At 68.5% G+C, this 24,639-nt stretch carries 22 protein-coding genes; 9 read left to right on the forward strand and 13 right to left on the reverse strand.

Features of this window, described 5'->3' with window-relative positions:
• Positions 1–36 precede the first annotated feature (36 nt).
• Together QPK32_RS21115 and QPK32_RS21120 are read right to left on the reverse strand one after the other, a co-directional pair.
• Positions 37–1,290 carry a glycosyltransferase family 9 protein gene (locus QPK32_RS21115; RefSeq protein ID WP_290414770.1) on the reverse strand — a complete coding sequence of 418 codons (1,254 nt, stop codon included), beginning with the start codon at positions 1,288–1,290 and terminating at the stop codon, positions 37–39.
• Positions 1,291–1,594: 304 nt separating this feature from the next.
• Positions 1,595–2,041 (reverse strand): hypothetical protein, encoded by a 447-nt coding sequence (locus QPK32_RS21120; protein ID WP_290414771.1) that lies wholly within the window; start codon positions 2,039–2,041, stop codon positions 1,595–1,597.
• 273 nt (positions 2,042–2,314) lie between these two features.
• Here QPK32_RS21120 and QPK32_RS26745 point away from each other — a divergent pair, with 273 nt between their 5' ends.
• A complete protein-coding gene (locus QPK32_RS26745) occupies positions 2,315–3,964 on the forward strand; it encodes a response regulator (protein ID WP_290414772.1) in 1,650 nt (549 codons plus the stop codon).
• Positions 3,965–3,970: 6 nt separating this feature from the next.
• Here QPK32_RS26745 and QPK32_RS21130 read toward each other — a convergent pair whose 3' ends face one another.
• Positions 3,971–4,471: a hemerythrin domain-containing protein gene (locus QPK32_RS21130; protein ID WP_290414773.1), complete on the reverse strand. Its 501-nt coding sequence runs from the start codon at positions 4,469–4,471 to the stop codon at positions 3,971–3,973.
• Positions 4,472–4,620: 149 nt separating this feature from the next.
• Between QPK32_RS21130 and QPK32_RS21135 the strand changes: the two genes are divergently transcribed.
• Positions 4,621–5,328: a sensor histidine kinase gene (locus QPK32_RS21135; RefSeq protein ID WP_290414774.1), complete on the forward strand. Its 708-nt coding sequence runs from the start codon at positions 4,621–4,623 to the stop codon at positions 5,326–5,328.
• A gap of 97 nt (positions 5,329–5,425) precedes the next feature.
• Here the strand turns inward: QPK32_RS21135 and QPK32_RS21140 are convergent, their stop codons facing one another.
• Positions 5,426–6,727, reverse strand: a complete 1,302-nt coding sequence (locus QPK32_RS21140; protein WP_290414775.1) for an NAD(P)/FAD-dependent oxidoreductase — start codon at positions 6,725–6,727, stop codon at positions 5,426–5,428.
• A 129-nt stretch (positions 6,728–6,856) separates the two neighbouring features.
• Positions 6,857–7,405 carry a hypothetical protein gene (locus tag QPK32_RS21145; protein ID WP_290414776.1) on the reverse strand — a complete coding sequence of 183 codons (549 nt, stop codon included), beginning with the start codon at positions 7,403–7,405 and terminating at the stop codon, positions 6,857–6,859.
• Between the two features lie 240 nt (positions 7,406–7,645).
• Here QPK32_RS21145 and QPK32_RS21150 point away from each other — a divergent pair, with 240 nt between their 5' ends.
• The 5 genes from QPK32_RS21150 to mrdA all read left to right on the forward strand — a co-directional run bounded on the left by QPK32_RS21150 (position 7,646) and on the right by mrdA (position 12,783).
• On the forward strand, positions 7,646–8,710 hold the full coding sequence (locus QPK32_RS21150; RefSeq protein WP_290414777.1) for an acyltransferase: 1,065 nt from the start codon (positions 7,646–7,648) through the stop codon (positions 8,708–8,710).
• A 116-nt stretch (positions 8,711–8,826) separates the two neighbouring features.
• Positions 8,827–8,955 carry a hypothetical protein gene (locus QPK32_RS21155; RefSeq protein WP_290414778.1) on the forward strand — a complete coding sequence of 43 codons (129 nt, stop codon included), beginning with the start codon at positions 8,827–8,829 and terminating at the stop codon, positions 8,953–8,955.
• A gap of 130 nt (positions 8,956–9,085) precedes the next feature.
• Positions 9,086–10,354, forward strand: coding sequence for a DEAD/DEAH box helicase (locus tag QPK32_RS21160; protein ID WP_290414779.1), 1,269 nt, complete (start codon positions 9,086–9,088; stop codon positions 10,352–10,354).
• 85 nt (positions 10,355–10,439) lie between these two features.
• The gene (locus tag QPK32_RS21165) at positions 10,440–10,769 is read left to right on the forward strand and encodes a Dabb family protein (RefSeq protein ID WP_290414780.1); all 330 of its coding nucleotides are present in this window, start codon (positions 10,440–10,442) and stop codon (positions 10,767–10,769) included.
• A gap of 133 nt (positions 10,770–10,902) precedes the next feature.
• Positions 10,903–12,783 carry a penicillin-binding protein 2 gene (gene mrdA, locus QPK32_RS21170; protein ID WP_290414781.1) on the forward strand — a complete coding sequence of 627 codons (1,881 nt, stop codon included), beginning with the start codon at positions 10,903–10,905 and terminating at the stop codon, positions 12,781–12,783.
• A 3-nt stretch (positions 12,784–12,786) separates the two neighbouring features.
• Here mrdA and mnhG read toward each other — a convergent pair whose 3' ends face one another.
• The 6 genes from mnhG to QPK32_RS21200 are packed head-to-tail and all read right to left on the reverse strand — an operon-like array spanning position 12,787 to position 18,834.
• Positions 12,787–13,161 (reverse strand): monovalent cation/H(+) antiporter subunit G, encoded by a 375-nt coding sequence (gene mnhG / locus QPK32_RS21175; protein WP_290414782.1) that lies wholly within the window; start codon positions 13,159–13,161, stop codon positions 12,787–12,789.
• Positions 13,158–13,436 carry a K+/H+ antiporter subunit F gene (locus QPK32_RS21180; protein ID WP_290414783.1) on the reverse strand — a complete coding sequence of 93 codons (279 nt, stop codon included), beginning with the start codon at positions 13,434–13,436 and terminating at the stop codon, positions 13,158–13,160. The genes mnhG and QPK32_RS21180 overlap by 4 nt, the downstream gene beginning before the upstream one ends.
• Positions 13,420–13,938 (reverse strand): Na+/H+ antiporter subunit E, encoded by a 519-nt coding sequence (locus QPK32_RS21185; RefSeq protein WP_290414784.1) that lies wholly within the window; start codon positions 13,936–13,938, stop codon positions 13,420–13,422. The genes QPK32_RS21180 and QPK32_RS21185 overlap by 17 nt, the downstream gene beginning before the upstream one ends.
• Positions 13,935–15,569 (reverse strand): monovalent cation/H+ antiporter subunit D, encoded by a 1,635-nt coding sequence (locus tag QPK32_RS21190; protein WP_290414785.1) that lies wholly within the window; start codon positions 15,567–15,569, stop codon positions 13,935–13,937. Before QPK32_RS21190 ends, QPK32_RS21185 begins: the two co-directional genes overlap by 4 nt.
• The gene (locus QPK32_RS21195; protein WP_290414786.1) at positions 15,566–15,910 is read right to left on the reverse strand and encodes a Na+/H+ antiporter subunit C; all 345 of its coding nucleotides are present in this window, start codon (positions 15,908–15,910) and stop codon (positions 15,566–15,568) included. The genes QPK32_RS21190 and QPK32_RS21195 overlap by 4 nt, the downstream gene beginning before the upstream one ends.
• On the reverse strand, positions 15,910–18,834 hold the full coding sequence (locus QPK32_RS21200) for a monovalent cation/H+ antiporter subunit A (protein ID WP_290414787.1): 2,925 nt from the start codon (positions 18,832–18,834) through the stop codon (positions 15,910–15,912). Before QPK32_RS21200 ends, QPK32_RS21195 begins: the two co-directional genes overlap by 1 nt.
• Before the next feature lie 210 nt (positions 18,835–19,044).
• Between QPK32_RS21200 and QPK32_RS21205 the strand changes: the two genes are divergently transcribed.
• Together QPK32_RS21205 and QPK32_RS21210 are read left to right on the forward strand one after the other, a co-directional pair.
• Positions 19,045–20,463, forward strand: a complete 1,419-nt coding sequence (locus tag QPK32_RS21205) for a metallophosphoesterase (protein WP_290414788.1) — start codon at positions 19,045–19,047, stop codon at positions 20,461–20,463.
• Positions 20,453–21,733: a cytochrome-c peroxidase gene (locus QPK32_RS21210; protein WP_290414789.1), complete on the forward strand. Its 1,281-nt coding sequence runs from the start codon at positions 20,453–20,455 to the stop codon at positions 21,731–21,733. The genes QPK32_RS21205 and QPK32_RS21210 overlap by 11 nt, the downstream gene beginning before the upstream one ends.
• A 29-nt stretch (positions 21,734–21,762) precedes the next feature.
• Here QPK32_RS21210 and QPK32_RS21215 read toward each other — a convergent pair whose 3' ends face one another.
• A complete protein-coding gene (locus QPK32_RS21215) occupies positions 21,763–21,939 on the reverse strand; it encodes a hypothetical protein (RefSeq protein ID WP_290414790.1) in 177 nt (58 codons plus the stop codon).
• 3 nt (positions 21,940–21,942) lie between these two features.
• Positions 21,943–24,621: a bifunctional acetate--CoA ligase family protein/GNAT family N-acetyltransferase gene (locus QPK32_RS21220; protein WP_290414791.1), complete on the reverse strand. Its 2,679-nt coding sequence runs from the start codon at positions 24,619–24,621 to the stop codon at positions 21,943–21,945.
• Positions 24,622–24,639: the final 18 nt, after the last annotated feature.

Consider the following 24,639-nt stretch of genomic DNA (forward strand, 5'->3'; position numbering starts at 1 on the left):
AATTACGCTTTCGCAGCTTGACAGGCAAGACGGTATCTACGCCAGCACGGCCATCACCTCGTCGACACCGATCTTGTCGACCCAGTCTTCGCGCTTCTTGACCGTAATGACGGTGCTGTTGACGCGGTCGATCGGCGTCCACTCGGGATTCTTCTGGCGCATGAGGGCGATCACGGGCACGTGCACGGCATTGGCCAGGTGCATCACGGCCGTTTCGACCGACACGACCAGGTCGCATTCGCGCAGGATCGCGGGCAGTTGGAAGAAATTGTCTTCGGCACTGAACAATTGCGTGCGGGTGAGCCCGGCGCCGGCAAACAGCGCCCGCGCCCGCGCCAGCTCCTCGGGCACGACGTTCACGATGAATCCCGCATCGCGCCAGCCGGGACGCGCCTGCATCGCGCGGACCAGTTCGATCACGCGCTCCAGCGGCCAGCTGCGCTCGATCGACTTGGAAAAAGCGTTCAGGAAGACCAGCTTGCCGTCCGCCCCGCCAGCGCGTCCCATGCCCCAGGCGACGCATTGCTCGCGCGCCCAGTCGGTCCATTGGCGCGGGATCTCCAGCACCGGGAACAGTGCCTCCGGCGCGATCCGCATCCCGAACATCTGGGCGAACCAGCCGGCATAGATCTCGCTGATGTGCCGTTCGGAATTGCTGGACGACGTGTAAGCGAGAATGGCGGCGTCGAGTTTGCGGTAGCACAGATGCTTGGGAAGATCGTAGCGGCGGACTGGCTTCTTCTGGCCGACGATGAAGCCGCGCGGACTGATCTTGCGGGCCATTACGGCATAACGATGGCGCTCGAGCGTGGTCAGCGTGACGACGATCGGATAATCCTCGGCCTGCGCCTCGTGCAGCGAGCGCCGGTACAGCGCCGGACTGTAGGTTTCGTTGTAGACCTTGTCGAAATGGGGGCACTCGGCCAGCCAGTCGTACAAGGCATACTTGCGCAGGTGCTCCCATTCCGACGCCTTGGCGGTGCGGCGCCGCTCGTCGACCCAGAGGTGGACCTTCAGGTGCGGATAGGCCGCGGCGAATGCGCGGAAGCAGGCTTGCAGGTAGGTATAGTCGCCCAGCGCCAGGTGGGCGATGAACAGGATCTTGTCGGCACGTTGCAACAGGCGCGCGTCGACCAGCGGCGCCGGGGCATCGCCGGCACGGCGCGCACCATCGCACGCCGCGTCGTCGAAAGCCGCGTCGTCGAACCCATCGGGCAAGGTGGCGGCGCGCGCGCGGGACGGGCCCTGCCAGGCATCGAAATTCACCGTTTGCTCACTCGAAAAAGTCATGTCCTGTTCCGATTCCAGGTTATCGCGGAAGTTCCCGGAGCGCGCTCATGCTCCCGAAACGGTCATCGTGGCGAGATTGTATGTCGCCGTGCAACATTTTTCGCGCACGTTACGGTAAATCCTTGTAAAAATTTGCAACAAGGATAAACGGTCGACAGCGAAAGCGGCAAGCAATGCACATCGCGCCCGGGGCGCGTGAAACACACGGCGGCGGCACGGCACGGCGATCGATGGAGCCAACGAAAGCATCGCGGCGCGACCGAACCCGGCCGCGCCGCGATGCAGGCAGCGAAGAAAACCCGGTTCAGGCGACGCCGGCCTTCTTCTCCCCGCCCGGGCCCAGGGCGCGCTCGCCCAGGGCCTGTTCGTTGTTCGCCTCGATCGAGGTCGCCGCCTGGTGGTCCGAGCTGGCATCCACCTTGTCCGGCGGCACCTCGATGCGGGTGATGCTCGACTCGATGGCCACCGGGTCGCTGGCGGGGAAGGTCATTTCGACGGCGTCGTCGATCAGGCTTTCCTTCGCCACCGACTCGCGCGGCTCCGATTCGGCCGTGGCCATGGTGCGGATGGCGCGGGCCCACTTGACCAGCTTCAGTTCGGCCAGCTCGCCGATCGTGGAGATGCCGAAGGCTTCGCGCAGTGCATCGGCCTGCTGCGGCGTCACGCCGCGCAGCGCGCTCACCGGCTCATTGACGAGCTCGCGGAAGCATTTATCGTGGTAGTTGTCGTTTACGATGATCTGAATATTCATGTCTGTCCTTTCAAATTGGCGCCTGTCTTCCATTGACACGGTTGAACCAGACACGATTCGAGTATCGCATGGTCGAAATGGCACGTATGTGCGACACCGTACCATGCGCTTGCGCCTTGCAGGCACCGGCCGCACGATTGGTTTCGTGTATTGATGAGGGCGTGGTATCATGACTAATTGCAACAGTTCTTAACAATTCATTTGCAAAACAGCAGCCTCTGCTAATCTAGGGAGATTGCGCATACGTGTATCCGACGCCCTGCTCGAAACGCCGTGTCCGACTTCTCGAAACCGAAGATTCTCGTCGTTAATGACGACGCCGCCAGCCTGCTTGCGCTGACCAGCTTGCTGGAGCAATGGGCTGACGAAAGCAACTACGAGGTGCTGTCGGCACGCTCGGGCCAGGACGCCTTGCGCCAGGTCCTGCGCCACGATTTCGCCGTCATCCTGCTCGACGTGAACATGCCCGGCATGGACGGCTTCGAGACGGCCGAGGCGATCCACCAGCGCCCCCGTTCGGCCGACATCCCGATCATCTTCGTCACCGCCTTCCTGGCCGACGAGATCGACCGCCTCAAGGCCTACCAGCGCGGCGCCGCCGACTTCCTGTTCACCCCCGTGATCCCGCAGGTGCTGCGCGCCAAGGTGCAGGTGTTCGTGACGCTGGCGACCAAGAACGAGCAGCTCAAGCGCCAGGCCGAGAAGCTGTCGCAACATGCCACCGAACTGACCGCGACCAACCAGCGCCTCGTGCGCGAGATGGAAGAGCGCCGCGCGGCCGAACGCAAGAGCAGCGCCAAGGATGAGTTCCTGGCGATGCTGGGCCATGAACTGCGCAATCCGCTGTCGGCGATCAGCAGCGCCGCCTCGCTGCTGGGCATGCCCGGCGCGGCGCCGGAATCGCTGGCGCGCGCCCGCCTCATCATCCAGCGCCAGAGCCAGCACCTGTCGCGCATCGTCGACGACCTGCTCGATCTGTCGCGTGCCATGTCCGGCAAGATCCTGCTGTCGCGCAAGCGCCTGGACCTTGCCGCCCTCGTGTCGAGCTGCCTGGACACCTTCCGCGCCACCGGCCGCATGGCCGGCTACGACATCGAGACGCGCCTGGCGCCGGGCTGGGTCGACGGCGACGCCACCCGCCTGGAGCAGATCGCCTCGAACCTGATCGACAATGCGCTGAAGTACACGCCGGCCGGCGGCAATATCGAGATCACGGTCGCGCTGGAGGCCGACGAGGTGGTGCTGCGCGTGCGCGATTCCGGCGTGGGCATCGCCCCCGACCTGCTGCCGCATGTGTTCGACATCTTCGTGCAGGGCGCGATCTCGATCGACCGTTCGCAGGGCGGACTGGGTATCGGCCTGTCGCTCGTGCGGCGCCTGGTGGAATTGCACGGCGGCAGCGTGAGCGCCAGCAGCGCGGGCACCAGCAACGGCAGCACGTTCGAGATCCGCCTGCCGCGCACGGAGGCGGTGGCCGGCGTGGAAACGCCGGCGCCCGGCGGCGCCGACGAAGCCGGCAAGCCGACGATCCTGCTCATCGAGGACAACGACGACGGCCGCGAGATGATGGCGACCATGCTGTCCTCGTTCGGCTATCCCGTGCTGCAGGCGCGCGACGGGGTCGAAGGCGTGGCCACCGCGCTGGCGCGGCGGCCGGACGTGGCCCTGGTCGACATCGGCCTGCCCGGCATCGACGGCTACGAGGTGGCGCGCCGCCTGCGCCAGGACGCGGCGACGCGCGACATCCACCTGATCGCCCTCACGGGCTACGGCCTGGCCGAGGACCAGCGGCGCGTGCTGGAAGCGGGCTTCGACCTGCACCTGGTGAAACCGGTGGAGCTGAACGCCCTGCTCGAGCGACTGGCCGACGCCGCCGTGGCGCCGGCTGCGGCCAAGGTGGACCAGCCGGCCGCGGCCGGCTGAGGCACGTTACATCGTCGCCAGCAGTTCCTGCTTGCGCTGCGCCATTTCGGCGCCCAGCTCGTTCAGGTCGAGGCCGGACTTGCGCGCTTTCGGGAACATTTCCTTCTCTTCTTCCTCGACGTGGTGGTCGATCTGCTCGCCCAGCACCTTGACCTTGGCGTCGTACAGGTCCTCGTCCGGGTTCATCTCCTGCAGCTGGCGGATCAGGTCCTTCGCCGAGGCGTGCTCGACCACGGCCTCGTCGACCATGTCCTCGCCGTCCTTCAGCGCTTCGCGCACGGCCGGATAGAAGATTTCTTCCTCGATGGCCGTGTGGACGATCAGCGCGGTACAGATCTTCTCGACCAGCTTGGCCTTGGCGACCTTGGCGCGGTCGCCCAGCTGCTCGAACTGCTCGAACATGTCGGACACCTCGCGGTGTTCCTCGGTCAGCATGGCGATCGCGTCCTGGACGCCGGGCATCGTGTCGGCCGACTTGCGGCCGCTTGCGGTTTGCTTCGTAGTCATGGTAATTCCCTTTCAGTGTGGGGCTGATGGAGCCTCCAGCGTCGCGCAAAACAACGTTGCCGACGGTACGGCAACACACAGTCCATTCCTGCGCGCCACCACGGGGCAAGCTGTTGTATCATCCAAGGAAACATAAATTGGTTGCCTTCATGAAAGTTCCAGCATCTGAACAAGCCGCCCCCGGGCAGGACGCGTCCGCGGCCCGCGTCGCGGAACTGACCGAACTCCTGGGCCACCTGACGGCCAGTTGGGACGAGGAGCGCCGTCTGCTTGCGCGCCGCCTGCACGACAGTCTCGGCTCGTCGATGACGGCGCTCACCATGCACCTCGGTCTCCTGTCCCAGCACCTGCAGGAGCAGCCGCAGCGCGATCGCGCCGCGCAGATGAAGCAGTTACTGAACAACGTCATCGAGACCAACCGCAAGATGCAGTTGCAGCTGTGGAACGACAAGCTGGAGTTCCTCGGCCCGAAGGCGGCGATTGCCGAACTGGTGGGCGACTGGGGCCGCGAGCACGGCATCAAGGCACGCGCCAGCCTGCCCGACGAGGATCCGGAGTATTCCCGCCCGCAGGGTGTCGCGCTGCTGCGCTGCGCCGAGGAAGGCTTGCGCAACGTGCTCGCGCATGCCCAGGCGAGCGAGGTCGACGTGATCCTCGACGACGACGGCGACCAAGCGATGCTGACCGTACGCGACAACGGCGCCGGCCCGGGCGCGGACGCCACCTCCTCCAGCGGCCATGGCCTGCGCCTGCTGCGCGAACGGGCACGCCTGCTCGGCGGCACCCTGACACTGGGCGCCGGGCCGGACGGCAAGGGCACGGCGTTGACGCTGGTGCTGCCGAAGCAGGCGGATTAACACCCGGCAAACAAAAAACAACGTCGTTCCCGGCATTGCCGGAAACGACTTCCCGCGCAGGCGGGAACGACGAGGTATTGCTACGTTTTCTACCCGCTCAGTGCAGCTTGACCAGCGGCGTCGTCCTGCGGATCAGGAAGCGCCCGAACGCCATCAAGCCCGTGCGCATCGTGCCCAGCACCGCCTTGTGGTGCAGCAGGTGCAGGCTCAGGTACATGATGCGCGCCATGAACCCTTCCACGAACCAGCTGGCGCCGCGCAGCGAACCCATCAGGCTGCCGACGGTGGTCTGGTGGCCGATCGAGACGAGCGAACCGTAGTCGCGGTACACATAGGGATGCTTCTGCGGCGGGTAGCCCGACGCCATGTTCATGAAGGTCTTGAGCAGGTAGTCGGCCTGCTGGTGCGCGGCCTGGGCGCGCGGCGGGACCGGCTTGCCGTTGCCGTCCATGCACGCGGCGCAATCGCCGAGCGCATACACGTCGGGCACGCCGTTCACGCGCAGGTGGCCGTCGACCTCGAGCTGGCCGCCCTTGGTCGTCGGCAAGCCCAGCGTGCCGAGGAATTCCGGCGCGCGGATGCCCGCGGCCCAGACGCACAGGTCGGCCGGGTAGACATTGCCGTTGCTGTCGGTGACGTGGTCCGTGGCGATCGCGGCGACGCGGCAGTCGGGCACAACCTTGATGGCGCGCTGATCCAGGAGGCGCGTGGCGGCGCCCGAGACGCGCTCCGGCAAGGGCGCCAGGATGCGCGGCGCCCCTTCCAGCAGCGTGATGCGCACGTCGCGCTGCACCTGCAGGCGGTTGAAGCCGTAGGCGGCATAGACGCCCGACGCTTCGCGCAGCTCAGCCGCCAGCTCGACGCCGGTGGCGCCGCCGCCGATGATGACGATGTCCAGGCCGCTGCGGCTGGCGCCGTCCTCGCGGTCCTGCTCGGCCTGGGCCAGCAGGCGCAGCAGGCGCAGGCGGAAGCGCTCGGCATCCTCGGTGGCGTTCAGCGAAATCGTGTGCTCGCGCGCGCCCGGCACGCCGAAGTAATTGGAGGTGCTGCCCACGGCGATCACGAGCGACTTGTAGCCGATTCTCCGTTCCGGGAGCACTTCCTCGCCATCGGCGGCGGCCACCGGCGCCACCGTCAGCTGGTGCGCGCCGGCGTCCAGCGCGGTCATGGCGCCGTAGACGAAGGTGAAGCCGCGGTCGTGGGCCAGCATCTGGTAGGACAGGCCTTCCTGGTGAATGTCCAGGGTACCGGCCGCCACTTCGTGCAGCGAGGGTTTCCAGATGTGGTAGAGGCGGCTGTCGACCAGCATCACCTTGCCGGGTCCCAGCTTCTGCCCCAGCTTGCAGGCCAGCTCCAGCCCACCGGCCCCGCCACCCACGATCACGATTTCACTTTGCAAACTTTTCTCCTTCGATAATGCAAACGCCTGCCGCCGCGACGTGCGGCGACAGGCTGACGAAGGGAGTTTACTACGTAGCGGCCGAAACGGTGGGCTTTGCCCCGTTACCGAATGGAAACAACAACAGGGTCAACGGTCGTGGCCGCGCCCATGGCCGCGGTCGTCGTGGCCGCGGTCGGGACCACGACCGTGGTCCGGTCCGTGGCCGCGATCATGGCCATGGCCGCGATCCCAACCTTCATGGCGGCCACGGTCGTGATGCCAGTGGCCGGGACCGTGGCCGCGGTCCACCACATAGACGGGAGGACGGGGCGGCGGACCGCGGAAATCGGGGCGGCGGCCATGGTGCTCGTGCCAGCGCGGCACATAGGTGTTGCGGTACCACTCGTCGCGCACGAAATACACCGGGCGGCCGCAGGCGCCGTAGCGGCCGCACCAGCGGTGCCAGTGGCGGCGGTGCTCGACCGGCACGCGCAGGTAGACAGGCTCCGCGATGTACCGCGGGCCGCGCGTGACGATCACGGGCTGGGGGCCGTACAGCACGGGACGGCCGGCGAAGTCGCCGAGGTCGATGCGGCCGTAGAAGCCGGGCTGGCCGATGCTGACGCTGACATTGGTCTGGGCCAGCGCGGGGAAGACGGCGGCGCACAGTGCCATACCAAGGACGAAGGTTTTCATGGCGAACTCTCTCTTGTAGGAATGATCCAAGTTTACCGCATGGAATCTTCGCTTTCGGTACGCTGCAACACATCCTTACACAGTCGGGAATCTTGTTACGAGTGATGCAATTGTTGAGTTCCCACGTTCATTATTCGTATCCCAGGGGTAGCGTGCGCAGCCGTTGTAGGAGTCGGCGCTAAGATCGGTGAGATCATGCATTGCAGCATGTGCTCCTGATCAATTTCCCGGAACAAGCGGATGAAACTCGACAGCCATATCGCGCAACGCATCGCCGTGCTGCGGCCCCTGCTCATCTTCGGCATCGTGTTCGTGCACGTGCCGGGCCAGCTCGACCGACCCAGCATGATGGGCTCGACCTGGTTCGACTATGTCTCCGGCTTTTTCCAGCTCGGCCTGTTCCGCGGCACGGTGCCGATGCTGTCGCTGATCGCCGGCTTCCTGCTGTTCCGCGCTGGCCTGGACCTCGTGCCGGCGAAGCTGTACCGCAAGAAGTTCAAGACCATCGCCGTGCCCTTCCTCGTGTTCAACGTGCTGCTGGCGCTGCTGGGGGCCGCCGTCCAGTACCAGACGGGCTTCGTCTACATGCGCAACCTGGTCGGCGTCGAGGCGCGCGACTGGGTCAATGCGCTGTTCGGCATCAAGGCCGTGCCCTTCAACTATCCGTTGTACTTCCTGCGCGACCTGATCGTCCTGATCGCGCTGGCGCCCCTGTTCGGCTGGTTCCTGCGGCGCCGGCCCATCGTGGGGCTGCTGGCCGTGGCCCTCGTGTTCGGCTGCGGCTTCGACGGCTTCCTGCTGCGCCGCGACAGCAGCGCCGTCGTGTTCTACCTCGGCGGCTGGCTGGCGCTGGCGGGCCGCGACCTGCGTGCCGCCGACCGCCATGCGCTGCCGGCCCTCGTCCTGCTGTGCCTGCTGTGCGCCGCGCCGATGCTGTTCCGCATCGACGACAATACCTTCCTCGTCTACACGGCGCCGTTCCTGATCTGGCCGGCCGTGTCGCTGCTGCAGGGCGGTGCCGCCTGGGATTGGGCACTGCGGATGAGCAAGTACAGCTTCTTCGTCTTCGTAGGCCATGCCCCGCTCCTCGAGCTCGTCTACCTGGGCCACCGCGCCCTGCTGCCCGGCCTGCCCTACGAAGCCTTCTGGTTCGCCGGGCCCGTGCTGACCATCGCCGTCCTCGTCGCGCTGTACCGCGTCCTGATGCGGGTGGCCCCGCGCGCCTTCAACGCCGTCATCGGCGCGCGCGGCGAAGGCGACCACCGTCCCGTCCCCGTGGGCGCGGAACAAGCGGCCAAGGCGTAAGCCGCAGGTGGAATGCCGACGCGTTCGCGCAAGGACCGTGCGCTTGCCGTCCTGCTGCGCGCCGCCCGCGCCACGCCTGCGCTAGCATGGTTCCACGGCTCTCGGGAGGACATCCTATGAACAAGCACCGCTTCGCCTGGCCCCTGCTGCTCGGGGCCTGCCTGCTGCTGACGGCGTGCCAGGACAGGCGCGAACCCGTCAAGCCAACCGTGGCGCAGACGCCGGCCGTCCAGCAAACGGCATGATCGGGCCGGCGGCCGGGTTCGCGGCGGCCGAGATGCGCGGCGGCACGGCGCCTGCCGCCGCCGACGCTCGCCTGGCGTCTCGGGACGTTGACGCGGTACACTGTCGCTTTTGCACAGTCCACATCCACCCATGTCGTTTGCCTCGCTCGGCCTGATCGACCAGATCGTCCGCACCCTCGCCTCGCTCGAATACACCCAGCCCACGCCCATCCAGGCCCAGGCGATTCCCGCCGTGCTGGCCGGACGCGACGTCATGGCCGCCGCCCAGACGGGCACCGGCAAGACGGCCGGCTTCGCCCTGCCCCTGCTGCAGCGCCTCGTGCAGGACGGTGCCCAGGTCGGCAGCAATGCCGTGCGCGCGCTCGTGCTGGTGCCCACGCGCGAGCTGGCCGAGCAAGTGCACGAGAGCGTGCGCGCCTATGGCGACGGCCTGCCCCTGCGCACGATGGTCGCCTACGGCGGCGTCAGCATCAATCCGCAGATGATGCGCCTGCGCAAGGGCGTCGACGTGCTGGTGGCCACGCCGGGCCGCCTGCTCGACCTGCAGCGCCAGAACGCGGTGAAATTCAACCAGGTGCAGGCGCTGGTGCTGGACGAGGCCGACCGCATGCTCGACCTGGGTTTCTCGCGCGACATCGACAAGCTGCTGGCGCTGCTCCCCAAGCGCCGCCAGACGCTGCTGTTTTCGGCCACCTTCTCCGACCCGATCCGGGAACTGGCCGCCAGGCTGCTGCACGACCCCGTCGACATCGAGACGGCGCCGCGCAACACCACCGCCAAGGCGATCCGCCAGTGGATCGTCACGACCGATAAAAAGCGCAAGCCGGACCTGTTCCTGCACCTGTTGAAACGCCACGGCTGGAGCCAGGTGCTGGCCTTCGTCAAGACGAGGAAAGGCGTGGACCAGCTGGTCGACCTGCTGGCCGCGCAAGGAATCGGCGCCGACTCGATCCACGGCGACAAGCCGCAGCCGGCGCGCCTGCGCGCGCTGGAGCGCTTCAAGGCGGGCGAGGTGCGCGTGCTGGTGGCCACCGACGTCGCCGCGCGCGGCCTGGACATCGACGAACTGCCCGTCGTCGTCAACGTCGACCTGCCGATCGTCGCCGAGGACTACGTGCACCGCACGGGCCGCACGGGCCGCGCAGGCGCGTCGGGCGAGGCGGTGTCGCTGGTGTGCGCCGACGAGGTGCAGCAACTGGCCGCCATCGAGGCGCTCACGGGCCAGACCCTGCAGCGCAAGGAAGAAGCCGGCTTCGAGGCAGAACACCGGGTGCCGCAGACGAACGCGGGCGGCCAGGTCGTCAAGAAGCCGAAGAAGCCCAAGAAGAACAAGGACGAACGGCGCGCCCAGGCCGATGCCAGGGTGGTGCAGGAAGACGTGCGCTTCCGCCGGACCTGACCCTGCCGCGGCGCGCGGGCCGGCGGCCAGCAAGAATTGCGCGGCTGCCGTAAGATGGCGTCCCGATCACTCATCCTTTGCCGCCATGACCGCTGCTACTACCGCCACCGCCGCCACCCTGCGCCATATCGTGATGTTCTCGTTCAAGGAAGGCACGACGCCCGCGCGCATCGACGCCCTCGTCGCCGGCCTCGGCGCCCTGCGCCAGGCCATCCCCCAGATCGCCGGCTACGAATGGGGCACCAACGTCAGTCCGGAAAACATGAACGACGGCTTCACCCACTGCTTCACGCTGACGTTCGCGTCCGCCGAGGACCGCGACGCCTACCTCGTGCACCCGGCCCACCAGGCCTTCGTCGGCACGCTCGGCGACTGCGTGCAGCGCGCCCTGGTGCTCGATTACTGGGCGCAGTGAAGCCGTCGGGTGGGCGGTGGAGCGCCTGCCCTGCGGCTTCTCCCTATGTAAGTATTTCCATTCGGATAACGTGTCCCTATAATCGAAGTTTTGCCCGCCGCCGGCGGGCAGGCTTCCCGCGGCGCCTTTCCGAATGACCGACCTCCCCGACAGCGAGCGGACCATCCGCTCGTTCCGCACGCGCATCGGCGCCCTCGCCGCCTTCATGTTCCTCTGCTTCGCGCTGCTGGTGGCGCGCTGGATCTGGCTGCAGGTCCTCAAGCACGACCAGTACATGGCCCAGGCCGAGGACAACCGCATCGCCCTGCTACCGGTGGTGCCGACGCGCGGCCTGATCCTGGACCGCAACGGCGTCGTCATGGCCGCCAACGACTCGGCCTATACCCTCGAGATCACCCCGTCGAAGCTGGAGGCGAACCCCGATTCCGTGATCGACGAGCTGGCCAAGCTGGTCGCGATCGACCGCAGGGACCGGCGCCGTTTCATGCACGTGATGGGCGAGTCCCCGCGTTTCGCCAGCATCCCGATCCGCACCCGCCTGAGCGACGAGGAAGTGGCCCGGTTCGCCGCCGAACGCTTCCGTTTTCCCGGCGTGGACGTGCAGGCGCGCCTGCTGCGCCAGTACCCGCTGGGCGAGACGGCATCGCATGTGCTGGGCTACATCGGCCGCATCAACCGCAAGGAGGCGGAAGCGATCGACGCCGGGGGCGACGCGGCCAACTACAACGGCACCGACCACATCGGCAAGGAAGGCCTGGAAAAGAGCTACGAGGACGTGCTGCACGGTCGCACGGGCTACGAGGAAGTCGAGCGCGCGGCGACGGGACGGGCGATCCGCACGCTCGCGCGGCGCGCCCCCACGCCGGGCAGCAACCTGATCCTGTCGATCGACACGGGCCTGCAGAAAGTGGTCGAGGACGCGTTCGGCGACATGCGCGGCGCGCTGGTGGCGATCGAGCCGGCCACGGGCGACGTGCTGGCCTACGTCTCGCGTCCCGGCTTCGACCCCAACCTGTTCGTCGACGGCATCGACGTGCAGAGCTGGAACGCCTTGAATACCTCGGCCGCCAAGCCGCTGCTGAACCGCCCGCTGTCCGGCACCTACCCGCCCGGCTCCACCTTCAAGCCTTTCATGGCGCTCGCGGCCCTGGAGCTGGGCAAGCGCACGCCCGGCCAGACGATCCACGACCCCGGCTTCTTCATGCTGGGCGGACACCGCACCAACGACGACCGTCCCGGCGGCCACGGCGACGTGGACATGTTCAAGTCGATCGTCGTCTCCTGCGACACCTATTATTACCAGCTGGGCACCGAGATGGGCATCGACGCCATCAGCGGCTTCATGAAGCAGTTCGGCTTCGGCCAGCCGACCGGCATCGACCTCGAACACGAAAAGACGGGCGTGCTGCCCTCGCAGGAATGGAAGCGCGAACGCTTCCGCCGCAACCGCGCGGCCGGCCGCTGGGTCGGCGGCGACACGGTCTCCGTGTCGATCGGCCAGGGCTTCAACAACTACACGATGCTGCAGCTGGCGCACGCCGTGGCCACGCTCGCCAACGACGGCGTGATCATGAAGCCGCACCTCGTCAAGATGGTCGAGGACGCGGCCACGCACAAGCGCATCGCCACCGTGCCGCAGGCGTCGGGGCGCGTCCCGCTCAAGCAGGAAAACATCGACGTCGTCAAGCGCGCCATGGTCGGCGTGACATCGGTCCCGGGCGGCACCGGCTACCAGGCCTTCCATACCGCCGCCTACACGGTGGGCGGCAAGACGGGCACGGCCCAGGTCGTGGGCCTGAACGGCGCCAAGTACAACAAGGCGATGACGCCGGAGCACCTGCGCGACAACGGCCTGTTCACCGCGTTCGCCCCGGCCGACAAGCCACGCATCGCGATCGCGGTCGTCGTCGAGAACGGCGGGTCCGGCGGCACGATCGCCGCGCCCATCGTGCGCAAGGCGCTGGATTACTACCTGGGCGGCGCGCATGCCGCCGCGCCGGTAGCTGCTCCCTGAGTGTTACTCCCCGGCCGGCAGCCGGTACACCTTGCCCGCCGTCGCGCCGGACTCTCCCCTGCCGGCGCGCAGGTCGCGGTACACGGCCGCGCGCATGATCATCATCGACACCACGGGCGCCGTCGCCATCACGAAGGCGGCGATGATCGCCTCGTGCACGACGGGGCGCGCCTGGGCCGCCGTGAAGTACACGACCGACGCCAGCAGGATGCTGCCCGTGCCAAGCGTGATCGTGATCGCGGGGCCGTGCATGCGCTGGTAGAAGGTGCGCAGGCGCAGCAGGCCCAGGGCGCCGATGAGCACGATGGTCGCGCCCAGCACGAGCAGCAAGGCGACGACGGCGGCGGCCCAGTCGGGAATCGCGTGCAGCGCGTTCATTCGATGATCTCCCCGCGCATCAGGAACTTGGCCATGGCGACGGTGGAGACGAAGCCGACCAGGGCGATCAGCATCGCGGCCTCGAAATACAGCTGGGTGCCGGAGCGGATGCCCAGCACCAGGGCCAGCACCATCCCCGTCATCCACAGGGTGTCCAGCGCGAGCACGCGGTCGTGCGCGGACGGGCCGCGCAGCAGGCGCACGGTACACAGCAGCATGGCGCCGATCACGCAGGCCAGCGCATAGTCCAGGGCATATTCAAGCAAGGTCGGCACGATCGGCCTCCGTCGTAAAGATGTCGAGCAAGGGTTGTTCGTAGCGTTGCTGGATGGTGTCGATCCAGAACCGCTCGTCCTGCAGGTCGAACACGTGCAGCACGAGCTCGTGGCTGTCCGGCAGGATCTCGACCCACACGGTGCCCGGCGTCAGGTTGATCAGGCACGAAAGCAGGGCCAGGCCGTACGGGTCGCGCAGCGTCAAGGGCACCCGGATGAAGCTGGAATTGACCTTGGCGTAATCGGCGAACAGGATGATGCGGCAGACGTTGAAGCAGGAGCGCAGCACTTCGACCGTGGCCATGGCCAGCAGCCGGACCAGCGCCGCCGGCGCGCGCAGGCGCGGGTAGCCGCGCGGCTGCAGCCGGCGTCCCAGCAGCGGTCCCGCGATGCCCACCAGCGCGCCGAGCAGCAGGTGGCCGGGATCGACGCGCTGGTTCAGCAGCAGCCACAGCGCGCACAGGCCCAGCGAGACGACCGGATACGGCAGCCAGGTGCTCATGCGCCCTCCCCGCCGTTTGCCACGGCGGCGGCGCCCGCCACCGGTGCCGCATGCAGCACGCGTTCGATATAGTCCTGCGGCCGGTGGATGCCGTCGTTGGCCCGTCCCAGGTAGCCGAGGATCGGCCCGGCCTGCACCGTCATGAACACGGACAGGGCCAGCAGGAACAGCACGGGTACCACTTCCGAGCGGTGCAGGCGCGGCGGCACGGCGTTGCCGCCGGCCCAGAACGTGCGCACGCCGAAGCGCAGCATGGAAACCAGCGCGACGAGGCCGGACAGGATCACCAGCGCCATCAGGATCCAGCCGGATGGGCGGATGGCCTGTCCGGGATCGGGGTTGAGCAGTGCGTGGAACATGCCGAACTTGGCGACGAAGCCGGACAGCGGCGGCAGGCCCGCGATCATCAGCGCGCAGGCGGCGAAGGACAGCGCCAGGAAGGCCATCGCGGCCGGCACCCCGCGCCCGACCGGGTCGATCGGCGAATCCTCGACGGCCCACGCCTCCATCGTCACGGCGAGGATGGCGGCGCGCGGCGTGCGGATGCGGTCGATCAGTTCGATCAGCAGCAGGAAGGCGGCGATCGCCAGCGTCGAGCCGACGAGGTAGTACAGGCCGGCCGCCACCAGCGAAGGCTGGCCGTAGCCGATGACGGCCAGCAGCGTGCCGGACGACACCGTCGCGCCGTAGCCGGCCATGCGGCCCGCGCTGTCGGTCGACAGCATGCCGGCGGCGCCGAACACGATGGTGGCCATGCCGCCGGCCAGCAGCGCGTCGTAGCCGAAACCGGCTGCCGCGCCGGCGCCCGCCGGGAACAGCAGGAGCCACAGGCGCAGGATCGCGTAGGCACCGACCTTGGTCATCAGCACCAGCATGGCGGCGGCCGGCGGCGCGGCCGCCGCGTAGGTCGTGGGCAGCCAGAAGCCCAGCGGCCACATGGCGCTCTTGATCAGGAAGGCCAGCGCCAGCACGGCCGCGCCGATCTGCAGCAGGCCGGCGTCCGCGGCCGGCATGGCGGCCATGCGCGCGGCCAGGTCGGCCATGTTCAAGGTGCCCGCCGTCGCATAGATCAACGCGGTCCCGAGCAGGAACAGCGAGGACGCGGCCAGGTTCACGGCCACGTACTGCATGCTGGCGCGCAGGCGCTCGGCGTTGTAGCCGTGCAGCACCAGGCCGTAGGACGCGGCCAGCATCACCTCGAAGAAGACGAACAGGTTGAACAGGTCGTGGGTGAGGAAGGCGCCGTCGATGCCCATGACGAGGAACTGGAACAGCGTGTGGAAATGCACGCCGATGCGGCCCCAGCGCAGCTTGGCGAAGTGCAGCGAGGCCAGCGCCAGCAGCGCCGTCAGCAGCAGCATGAGGGCGGCCAGGCGGTCGGCCACGAGGGCGATCCCGAACGGCGCCGCCCAGTTGGCGGCCAGGTAGACGCCGATGCCGTCGGCCCAGTAGCCGCCGTCCGTCATCGCGACGAGGACGAGGCTGGTCGCCAGCAGGCCCAGCACCGACGCGTAACTCAGCGCGAACTTCAGCCGGTGCCAGCCCTGGGTCAGCGGCGCCAGCGCCGCCCCGCACAGCAGCGGCAGCAGGATCGGCACGAGCAGGATGTGCTGGATCCAGGGCTGCGTCATGCTTCCGGCTCCCTGCCGTCGACGTGGTCCGTGCCCGTGAGGCCGCGCGCGGCGATCATCACCACCAGGTACAAGGCCGTGGTGGCGAAGCCGATCACGATGGCGGTCAGCACCAGCGCCTGCGGCAGCGGATCGGCCAGCAGCTTGGGATCGGGCACGCTGCCGGCCGGCGTGAGCGGCGCGCGGTCGACCCACAGCCGGCCCATAATGAAGATGAACAGGTTCACGGCGTACGACATCAGCATCAGCCCGATCAGCACCTGGAAGCTGCGCGGGCGCAGCACCAGCCAGATGCCGGAGCCGAACACGATGCCGATGGCCAGCGCGATCACGATTTCCATCACTTGATCTCCTTGGATGGCGGCAGCGCTTCCGGCACCACGGCGCGCGCGGGCATGGGCATGCGGTGGCTGCGCAGCGACTGGTGCGCGAGCGCCACCAGGATCAGCATGGTGGCGCCGACGACGACGAGGAACACGCCGACGTCGAAGAAGAAGGCGCTCGGCACGTGCAGCTCGCCCAGCACGGGCAGCGACAGGTGCGCCGTGTGGCTGGTCAGGAACGGGTAGCCCAGCAGCCAGGCGCCCGCGCCCGTCAGCACGGCCGTGGCCAGGCCGCCGGCGATCCAGCGGTGCGGACGCAGGCGCAGGTGCGCCTCGACCCAGTCGGTGCCGGCCACCATGTATTGCGCGATCAGCGCGGTGGAAAAGATCAGGCCCGCGACAAAGCCGCCGCCCGGCAGGTTGTGGCCGCGCATGAAGAAGTACAGCGCGATGACGCCCATCACGGGCAGCAGGAAACGCACGTACACCGCCTGCACCATCAGGTAGCCGCCGGCGGCCTGCTCGCCCGGCGGCTGGGCCACGGCGGGATCCACGTCGTTGGCCTGCTGGACCGGAATGGCGACGCTCTCGGGCGCGGGACGGAAGCGGCGCAGCAGCGCATAGACCGTGAGCGCGACGGCGCCCAGCACCGTGATCTCGCCCATCGTGTCGAAGCCGCGGAAATCGACCAGCAGCACGTTCACCACGTTGGCGCCGCCCCCCTCCGATAGCGCGCGCAGCACGTAGAAGTCGCTGATGGGGGCGCCCGGCGCGCGCGCCAGCACGACCCAGCTGACCGCCGCCAGCCCTAGCCCACCGGCCAGCGCGATCGTCGCGTCGCGGCCGCGCCGCCACCAGGTGCGGGGCGGCGCGTGCGGCAGCAGTTCGGCAGGACGCTTGCGCGGCGGCAGCCAGCGCAGGCCCAGCAGGATCAGCACCGTGGTCACCGTCTCCACCATCAGCTGCGTGAGCGCCAGGTCGGGCGCCGACAGCCACAGGAAGGTGATGCTGACGACGATGCCGGTGCCGCCCACCATCACCAGCGCCGCCATGCGGTGGTACTTGGCCTTCCAGGCGGCGGCCACGGCGCAGGTGGCGCCGATCGCCCACAGCAGGGCGAACGCGGGGTCGAAGCCATCCAGGTCCGGCATGGCCAGCGCCGGCAACGGGTCGGCCAGCAGCAGCGGCACCGCCACCAGCAGCACGGCGATGGCGAGGAATTGCGGCTGCAGGCGGCGCGTGGCAGCATGGCGCATCAGCCGCTCGGCCGCCAGGCCCAGCGCCGACATCACGTTCTCGTAGGCTTGCGCCCCCTTGATGCGGTGCAGGACGGGAACGTCGCTCCGTTCGCGCAGGTTGGCGCGGCGCCGCAGCCAGATGTAGAACAGGCAGCCGCCGCCCAGCGCCACGAAGCTCATCGCCAGCGGCAGGTTGAAGCCGTGCCAGATCGCCAGGTCGTATTCCGGCATGCGGCTGCCCAGCACGGCGCGCGCCGCCACGGCCAGCACGGCGCCCACGGCCAGGTGCGGCACCACGCCGACGGCGACGCACACGACGACGAGGAATTCCACGGGAAAGCGCATCCAGTGCGGCGGCTCGTTCGGCGGGTCTTCGAGGTCGCATTTCAGCGGCCCGAAGAACACGCTGATGAAGCGCAGCGAATAGGCGACGCTGAAGATGCCCATCAGCGTGGCCGCCACCGCCATCGACCAGTCCTCGTCGCCGCCGACCAGCGCGGCCTCGGAAAAGAACATCTCCTTCGACAGGAAGCCGTTCAGCAGCGGCACCCCGGCCATGGCGGCGCTGGCGACGATCGCCAGCGCCGCCGTGATCGGCATCGCCCGGCGCAGGCCGCGCAGCACGCGCATGTCGCGCGAACTGGTCTCGTGGTCGATGATGCCGACGGCCATGAACAGCGAGGCCTTGAACACGGCGTGGTTCATCGTATGGAAGATCGCCGCCACGACGGACAGCGGATTGCCGATCCCCAGCAGCACGACGATCAGGCCCAGGTGGCTGATGGTCGAGTAGGCGAGCAGGCCCTTCATGTCGTTCTGGAAGATCGCGTAGAAGGACCCGAGCAGCAGCGTGCACACGCCGGCGCCGCCCACGATCCACGTCCATTCGTGGGTGCCGGACAGCGCCGGCGACAGGCGCATCAGCAGGAACACGCCGGCCTTCACCATCGTGGCCGAGTGCAGGTAGGCCGAGACGGGCGTGGGCGCCGCCATCGCGTGCGGCAGCCAGAAGTGGAAGGGGAATTGCGCGCTCTTGGTCAGCGCGCCCAGCGCCACCAGCACCAGGGCAGGCAGGTACAGCGGGTGCGCGCGGATCGCGTCGCCGGCCGCCAGCACCTCGTCGAGTTCGTAGCTGCCAGCGATGTGGCCCAGGATCAGCACGCCGGCCAGCAGGCACAGGCCACCGCTGGTCGTCACGGTGAACGCCATGCGCGCGCCGCGGCGGGCGTCGTTGCGCTCCGTCCAGTAGCCGATCAGCAGGAAGGACGCAAGGCTGGTCAGTTCCCAGAACATCACCATCTGGATCAGGTTGCCGGACAGGACCACGCCCAGCATCGCGCCCATGAAGGCCAGCATGTAGGCGAAGAAGCGCGCCACGGGGTCGCGCCGCGACATGTAGTAGCGCGCATAGATCATCACCAGCACGCCGATGCCCAGCACCATGATCGTGAACAGCCAGGCCAGGCCGTCCATGCGCCAGACCAGGTCGAGGCCGTATTGCGGCAGCCAGGTGAAGCGCGTGTCGAGCACCTCTCCCCCTTCGATGCGGCGGAACTGGGCAATGGCGACGACGAGGCCGGCGAGCGCGGTTGCTGTCGCAACCAGCGCGGGCCGCGTGCGCGAGCCGGGCGGACAGCTGGCCGCGACGAAGGCGCCGATGAACGGGATGAGGATGAGCAGGGGCAGCGGCTCGGTCGGCAGCATCGGGCCTACCTCCTGCAGCCGCGCAACGAGCGCCCGGTAAATGACATGTAAAAATCCGGCATGGGGCCACTCTAGCGGTTTTGTGGCAAAAATGACCACGCGTTACTTTCCGGCTTCAATTGTTCAATATCGGCAACTTCACGCCGGTGTCACGCCGAGGTCATATTCGGTGCTTATCGTGTTGCCACTTCATAAAAACGAGGATCACCGATGACCCGCTCCAAGCGCCCCCGCCTTCTTGCGGCCAGGCTGCTGTGCCTATCCGGCGCGCTGCTCGCCGGCTGCAGCACCACCAACGACGAAGCAAGCCGCGACCAGCACGTCAAGTATGCCTGGGTGGTACTGGGCGACGGCGGCAAGCCGATCGCGCGCGTCGCCACCGATTACCCCAGCTGCCCCTACGTCACCGTGGACGGCAACTCGACCCGCATGACCGTGCGCGCCGCGGCCGGTACCGCGGCCCTGCGCACGACGGCCAGCAGCCCGGCCGATTCGAAGCCGTCGGCATTCCCCCTGACGACGTGCGAAGCGGCATTGCCGTCCGGCGCCAAGGTCGCCCAGGTCGGCGACAAGCTCCTGCCCCTGCCGAAGGCCGACCCGCAGCGGATCCTGATTCTGGCCGATACCGGCTGCCGCCTGAAGAAGGCGGATAACGCCTTCCAGAGCTGCAACGACGCCGAGGCCTGGCCGCTGGCGCAGATCGCCGCCACCGCGGCGGCCATGAAGCCGGATCTCGTGCTGCACATCGGCGACTACCACTACCGCGAGAACGCCTGCCCGTCCGACATCGGCGGCTGCAAGGACAGTCCGTGGGGCTATGGCTGGGATACCTGGGAAGCGGACCTGTTCAAGCCGGCCGCGCCGCTGCTCGCGGCCGCGCCGTGGGTCGTCGTGCGCGGCAACCACGAGGAATGCGCCCGCGCGGGCCAGGGCTGGTTCCGCCTCCTCGACACGCAGGCCTACAGCGCCGCGCGCAGCTGCGACGACCCCGCTAACGATGCCGGCGCCAACTACACGACGCCCTACGCCGTTCCCGTCGGCGGCGACACCCAGTTCATCGTGTTCGACTCGGCGCGCACCGGCAAGGCGGCACTGTCCGCGACGGACCCGCAATTCATCGCCTACCAGAAGGACTTCGGCACCGCGGCCAAGCTGGCCGCGAAAGCCAAGACGACGAGCCTGTTCGTCAACCACCACCCGATCCTGGGCTTCGCGCCGATCGCGGGCGGCCCGCCCGCCGGCGGCAATGCCGCGCTGCTGTCGGTGGCCGCACAGGTCAACCCGGCCGCCTACTATCCGCCCGGCGTGTCGCTGGCGCTGCACGGCCACGTGCACGACTTCCAGGCCATCAATTTCAGCTCGAACCACCCCGCCACCTTCGTCAGCGGGAACGGCGGCGACAACCTCGACGTCGCCCTGCCCGATCCGTTCCCCGCCAACCTGGGTCCGGCGCCCGGCGTCTCCGTCGAGCGCATCACGCACAGCGTGACGTTCGGCTTCATGACGATGGAGCGCAGCGGCACCAGCTGGACCTTCAAGGCGTACACCAAGGCCGGCAAGCTGATGGCGACCTGCGCGCAGTCGCTCAACAAGATCCGCTGCGACAAGGCGGGCTTCCTTGCTGGCTAGGTTCACAGGCGCCGCCGGCGCTGCGCTTCTCGCGGCCTGCGCCGCCGCGTCGGCTGGGACTGCGGCGTCGCCCGTCGAGGTCGCGCGCATCGGCGCCACGCCGCAGCGTGCCTCCATGCCCGAGGTCGCGGGGCCGTTCACGCCGGCCCCGGCGCGTGTCGCACTGGGCCGCCAGGTGTTCTTCGACCCGCGCCTGTCCGAGCCCGCGGGTACCAGCTGCGCCAGCTGCCACGATCCGCGCCAGGCCTTTTCCGGCAACCACGGCTCGCGCCTCGGCGTGGCGCTGGGCAGCCGGCCCGGCCTGGTCGGCATCCGCAACACGCCGTCCGCGCTGTACGTGGCCTACATCCCGCGCCTGTTCTTCTACCAGGACGACGATGCCCTGGCGCCGATCCCGTTCGGCGGCCTGTTCGCGGATGGACGCGTGGACACGGTCGCGGAACTGGCGCGCCATCCCCTGCTCGACCCGCGCGAGATGCACAACGCCAGCGCCGCCCAGGTGCGCCGCAAGCTGGCCGCGGCGCCCTATGCCGACGCCTTCCGGCGCGAGTTCGGCGCGCGCGTGTTCGACACCGATGGCGCCGCCTTCGCGGCGCTGGGCAGCGCACTGGAAAGTTTTTTCCAGAGTCCCGAGATGGCGCCCTTCTCGTCGCGCTACGACGACTGGGTGCGGGGCAAGGAGACATTGACGGCGCAGGAACTGCGCGGCCTGAAGTTGTTCAAGGACCCGGACAAGGGCAATTGCGCGAGCTGCCACAAGTTCAACGAGACCTCGTCCAATCCGGCCCGCTCGCTGTTCACCGATTTCGGCTTCGACGCCGCCGGCCTGCCGCGCAACCGCGCGATTCCGGCCAACGCGGACCCGAACTATTTCGACACGGGGCTATGCAAGGTCGCCGCCGCCAAGGGCTGGCCGGACAGCGGCCAGTACTGCGGCTACTTCCGCACGCCGAGCCTGCGCAACGTCGCGGTGCGCGAACGCCTGATGCACAACGGGATCTTCGACGACTTGCGCGACGCCGTCGCGTTCTATGCAACGCGGTCGGTCACGCCGGAGCGCTGGTACAAGGGAGGACAATCATTCGACGACGTGCCCAGACGCCATCGCGGCAACGTCAACGTTGCCACGCTGCCCTACAACCGGGTGAAGGGAATGCGGCCGGCCCTCGACGACGCCGAGATCGACGCCATCGTGGCCTTCCTGCGCACGCTCACGGATGCGCCGTGGGCGCCTTCAGCCGGACAGCAAGCGGTCCGCGCAGCCCGTTGATCGGAGCCGCGTGACCGCGCCATCGTGGATCAGTGGAAGAACAGGTAGAACAGCACCAGGACGAAAGCGGGAACGCCCAGCAGCCATGCGATGAAATACTTGCCCATGATTCTCTCCTTTGCATATGCTTGGTTGACGGTTCCAGCATGCCGCAGCCGCGGGGCCGCTTCCGTTCGCCAATGCACAAACGATGCAAGAAAGATCACGGTTCACCGGAGCGGCAGCCAGAACTTGCGCACGCCCTCTTCCTCGTCCACCGGCCCCACCGTGAAGCCCAGCTTCTTCACGAGACCGATCACGGGCGCGTTCTGCGGCAGCGCCTCGCCGACGATCTCGCGCGTGCCGCGCGCGCGGCAATAGGCGATCAGCTTGTTCATCAACAGGATGCCCAGCCCCTTGCCCTTCAGGTCGGAGCGCACGGTGACGGCGAATTCCGCGCTCATATTGTCCGGGTCCGCGACCACGCGGCCCACGCCCAGCGTCTCCGGCGTGCCGTCGGCCGTGGGGCGGGTGGCGATGAAGGCCATCTCGCGGTCGTAGTCGATCTGCGTGAACCTTGCCAGCTGCGCCGGCTGCAGCTCGCGCACGCGCACGAACATGCGGTAGCGCACGTCGTCCGGCGTGAGCGCGTTGAAGAAGGCGACGTGGGCCGGGCCGTCTTCCGGCCGGATCGGCCGCAGCAGCAGCTCGCCGCCCTGCCAGGGGATCGTTTCCTCCAGCTCGGCCGGATAGGGTCGGATCGCCAGCCGGTCCAGCGTGCTGCCCGAGCGGTCGGCCATGGCGATGCGCATGCGCGCGTCCAGCACCACGGCCCCGCCGCTGTGCGCGAGCAGCGGATTGATGTCCAGCTCGACGATCTCGGGAATCTCCGCCACCAGGCGCGCCACCTGCACCAGCACGGCGAGCACGGCGTCCATGTCGGCGGCGGGGTGGTTGCGGTAGCCCTTCAACTGGCGCGCGATGCGGGTGCGCCGCACCAGGTCGCGCGCCAGCACCATGTTCAGCGGCGGCAGCGCCACCGCATAGTCGGCCACCACCTCGACCGCCAGGCCGCCCTGGCCGAACAGGATCACGGGACCGAACACGGGATCGGTGGCGGCGCCCGCGATCAGTTCGTGGGCCTGCGGGTTACGCGCCATCGCCTGCACGATGAAGCCGTCCAGGCGCGCGTCCGGGCGCAGCTCGGCCAGGCGGCGGCGCATGCGCTCGGCCGCGGCGCGCACGGCTTCCGGCGTATCGAGGTCGAGGGTGACGCCGCCCACGTCGCTCTTCTGCGCCACGTCCGGCGACAGGATCTTGACGGCGACGGGAAAGCCGATGTCGGCGGCGGCAAGGACCGCGTCCTCCGGCGTGGCGGCGGAGCGCGTCGGCACCACGGGAATGCCGTAGGCGGACAGGATCTCCTTGGTGTCCGGATCGGCCAGCAGGTAGCGGCCCTTGTCCAGCGCCGCGCGCACGAGGCGGCGCGCCCGCTCGCGGTCCGGCTCGTCGCCGCCGAAGGAGCCCGGGACTTCCATCAGCAATTGCTGGTTGTGGCGGTAATGGACGATCTGCAGGAAGCCGTTGACGGCATCCTCGGGCGTGCGGTACGACGGCATGCCGGCCTCCGCGGCGATGAGGCGCGCGCTGCTCACGGACTGCCCGCCCAGCCAGCAGGCGAGCACGTTGCGCGACGATGCCTGCGCGAGCGGCGCCACGGCGCGCGCCACGTCGGCAGGATCGACGACGGCGTTGGGCGCGTGGATCACCAGCACGGCGTCCACGCGCGGGTCGCGCAGCAGCAGCTCGACCACCTCGCGGTAGCGTTCCGGCGGGGCGTCGCCGCGCAGGTTCAGCGGGCCGCTGCCGCGCCACTCGGGCACCACATCGCGCAGGCGCGCCACCGTGGCCTCGTCCAGCTCGGCGGCCTGGCCGCCGCCCGCCTGCAAGGCGTCCGCGGCGAGGACCACCGGCCCGGCGCCGTTGCACAGGATCGCCAGGCGTTCGCCGTACAAGGGCTTGGCGCGCGCCAGCGTCTCGACGGCGGCGAACAGCTGCTCGGTGGTGGTCACGCGCAGCATGCCGGCGCGGCGGATCGCGGCGTCGTAGACGTCGTCCGGCGCCGCCAGCACGCCGGACAGGCAGGCGCCCACCGCCGCCCCTTCCAGAGAACGGCCGGCCTTGAGCACGACGGTCGGCTTGCTGCGCGCCGCCGCGCGCGCCGCCGACAGGAACTTGCGGGCATAGCGCACGCTCTCCACGTGCAGCAGGATCGCGGCCGTGCCGGGATCGCTGGCCAGGTAGTCGAGCACGTCGCCGAAGTCGACGTCGCCCGACTCGCCCAGGGACACGAAGCTGGAAAAGCCGATGCCGCGCATGCGTGCCCAGTCGAGCACCCCCGTCATCATGGCGCCCGACTCGGACACGAAGGCGATCCGGCCCGAGGCGGCGCCGCCTGCGGCGATGCTGGCGTTCAGGCCGATCGACGGCGCCAGCAGGCCGGAACTGTTGGGCCCCAGGATGCGCAGCAAATAGGGATGGGCGGCGTCCAGCGTGGCCTGCTTCAGGCTGCGGCCGCGCACGTCGCGCGCCGTCGACAGTCCGGCGCTCATCACGATGGCCGCGCGCGTCCCCATCGCGCCCAGCGTGCGCACGATGCCGGGTATCGTCGGGGGCGGCGTGCAGATGACGGCCAGTTCCGGCGCCGCCGGCAGGTCGGCGACGTCGCTCCAGACTTGCAGGCCGTCGAGTTCGTCGTACTTCGGATTGACCGGATACAGCTGTCCCTTGAAGCCGCTTTCGCGCAAATTGTGCAGCAGCGTGGCGCCCACGCTGCCGGGACGCTGCGAGGCGCCTACCAGCGCCACGGACTTGGGGGCGAACAGTTGTCGAAGGTTACGTACGCTCATGCGGGTCTCCGGCATGGC

Source organism: Massilia sp. YIM B02763 (assembly GCF_030412015.1).
GTDB lineage: Bacteria > Pseudomonadota > Gammaproteobacteria > Burkholderiales > Burkholderiaceae_D > Telluria.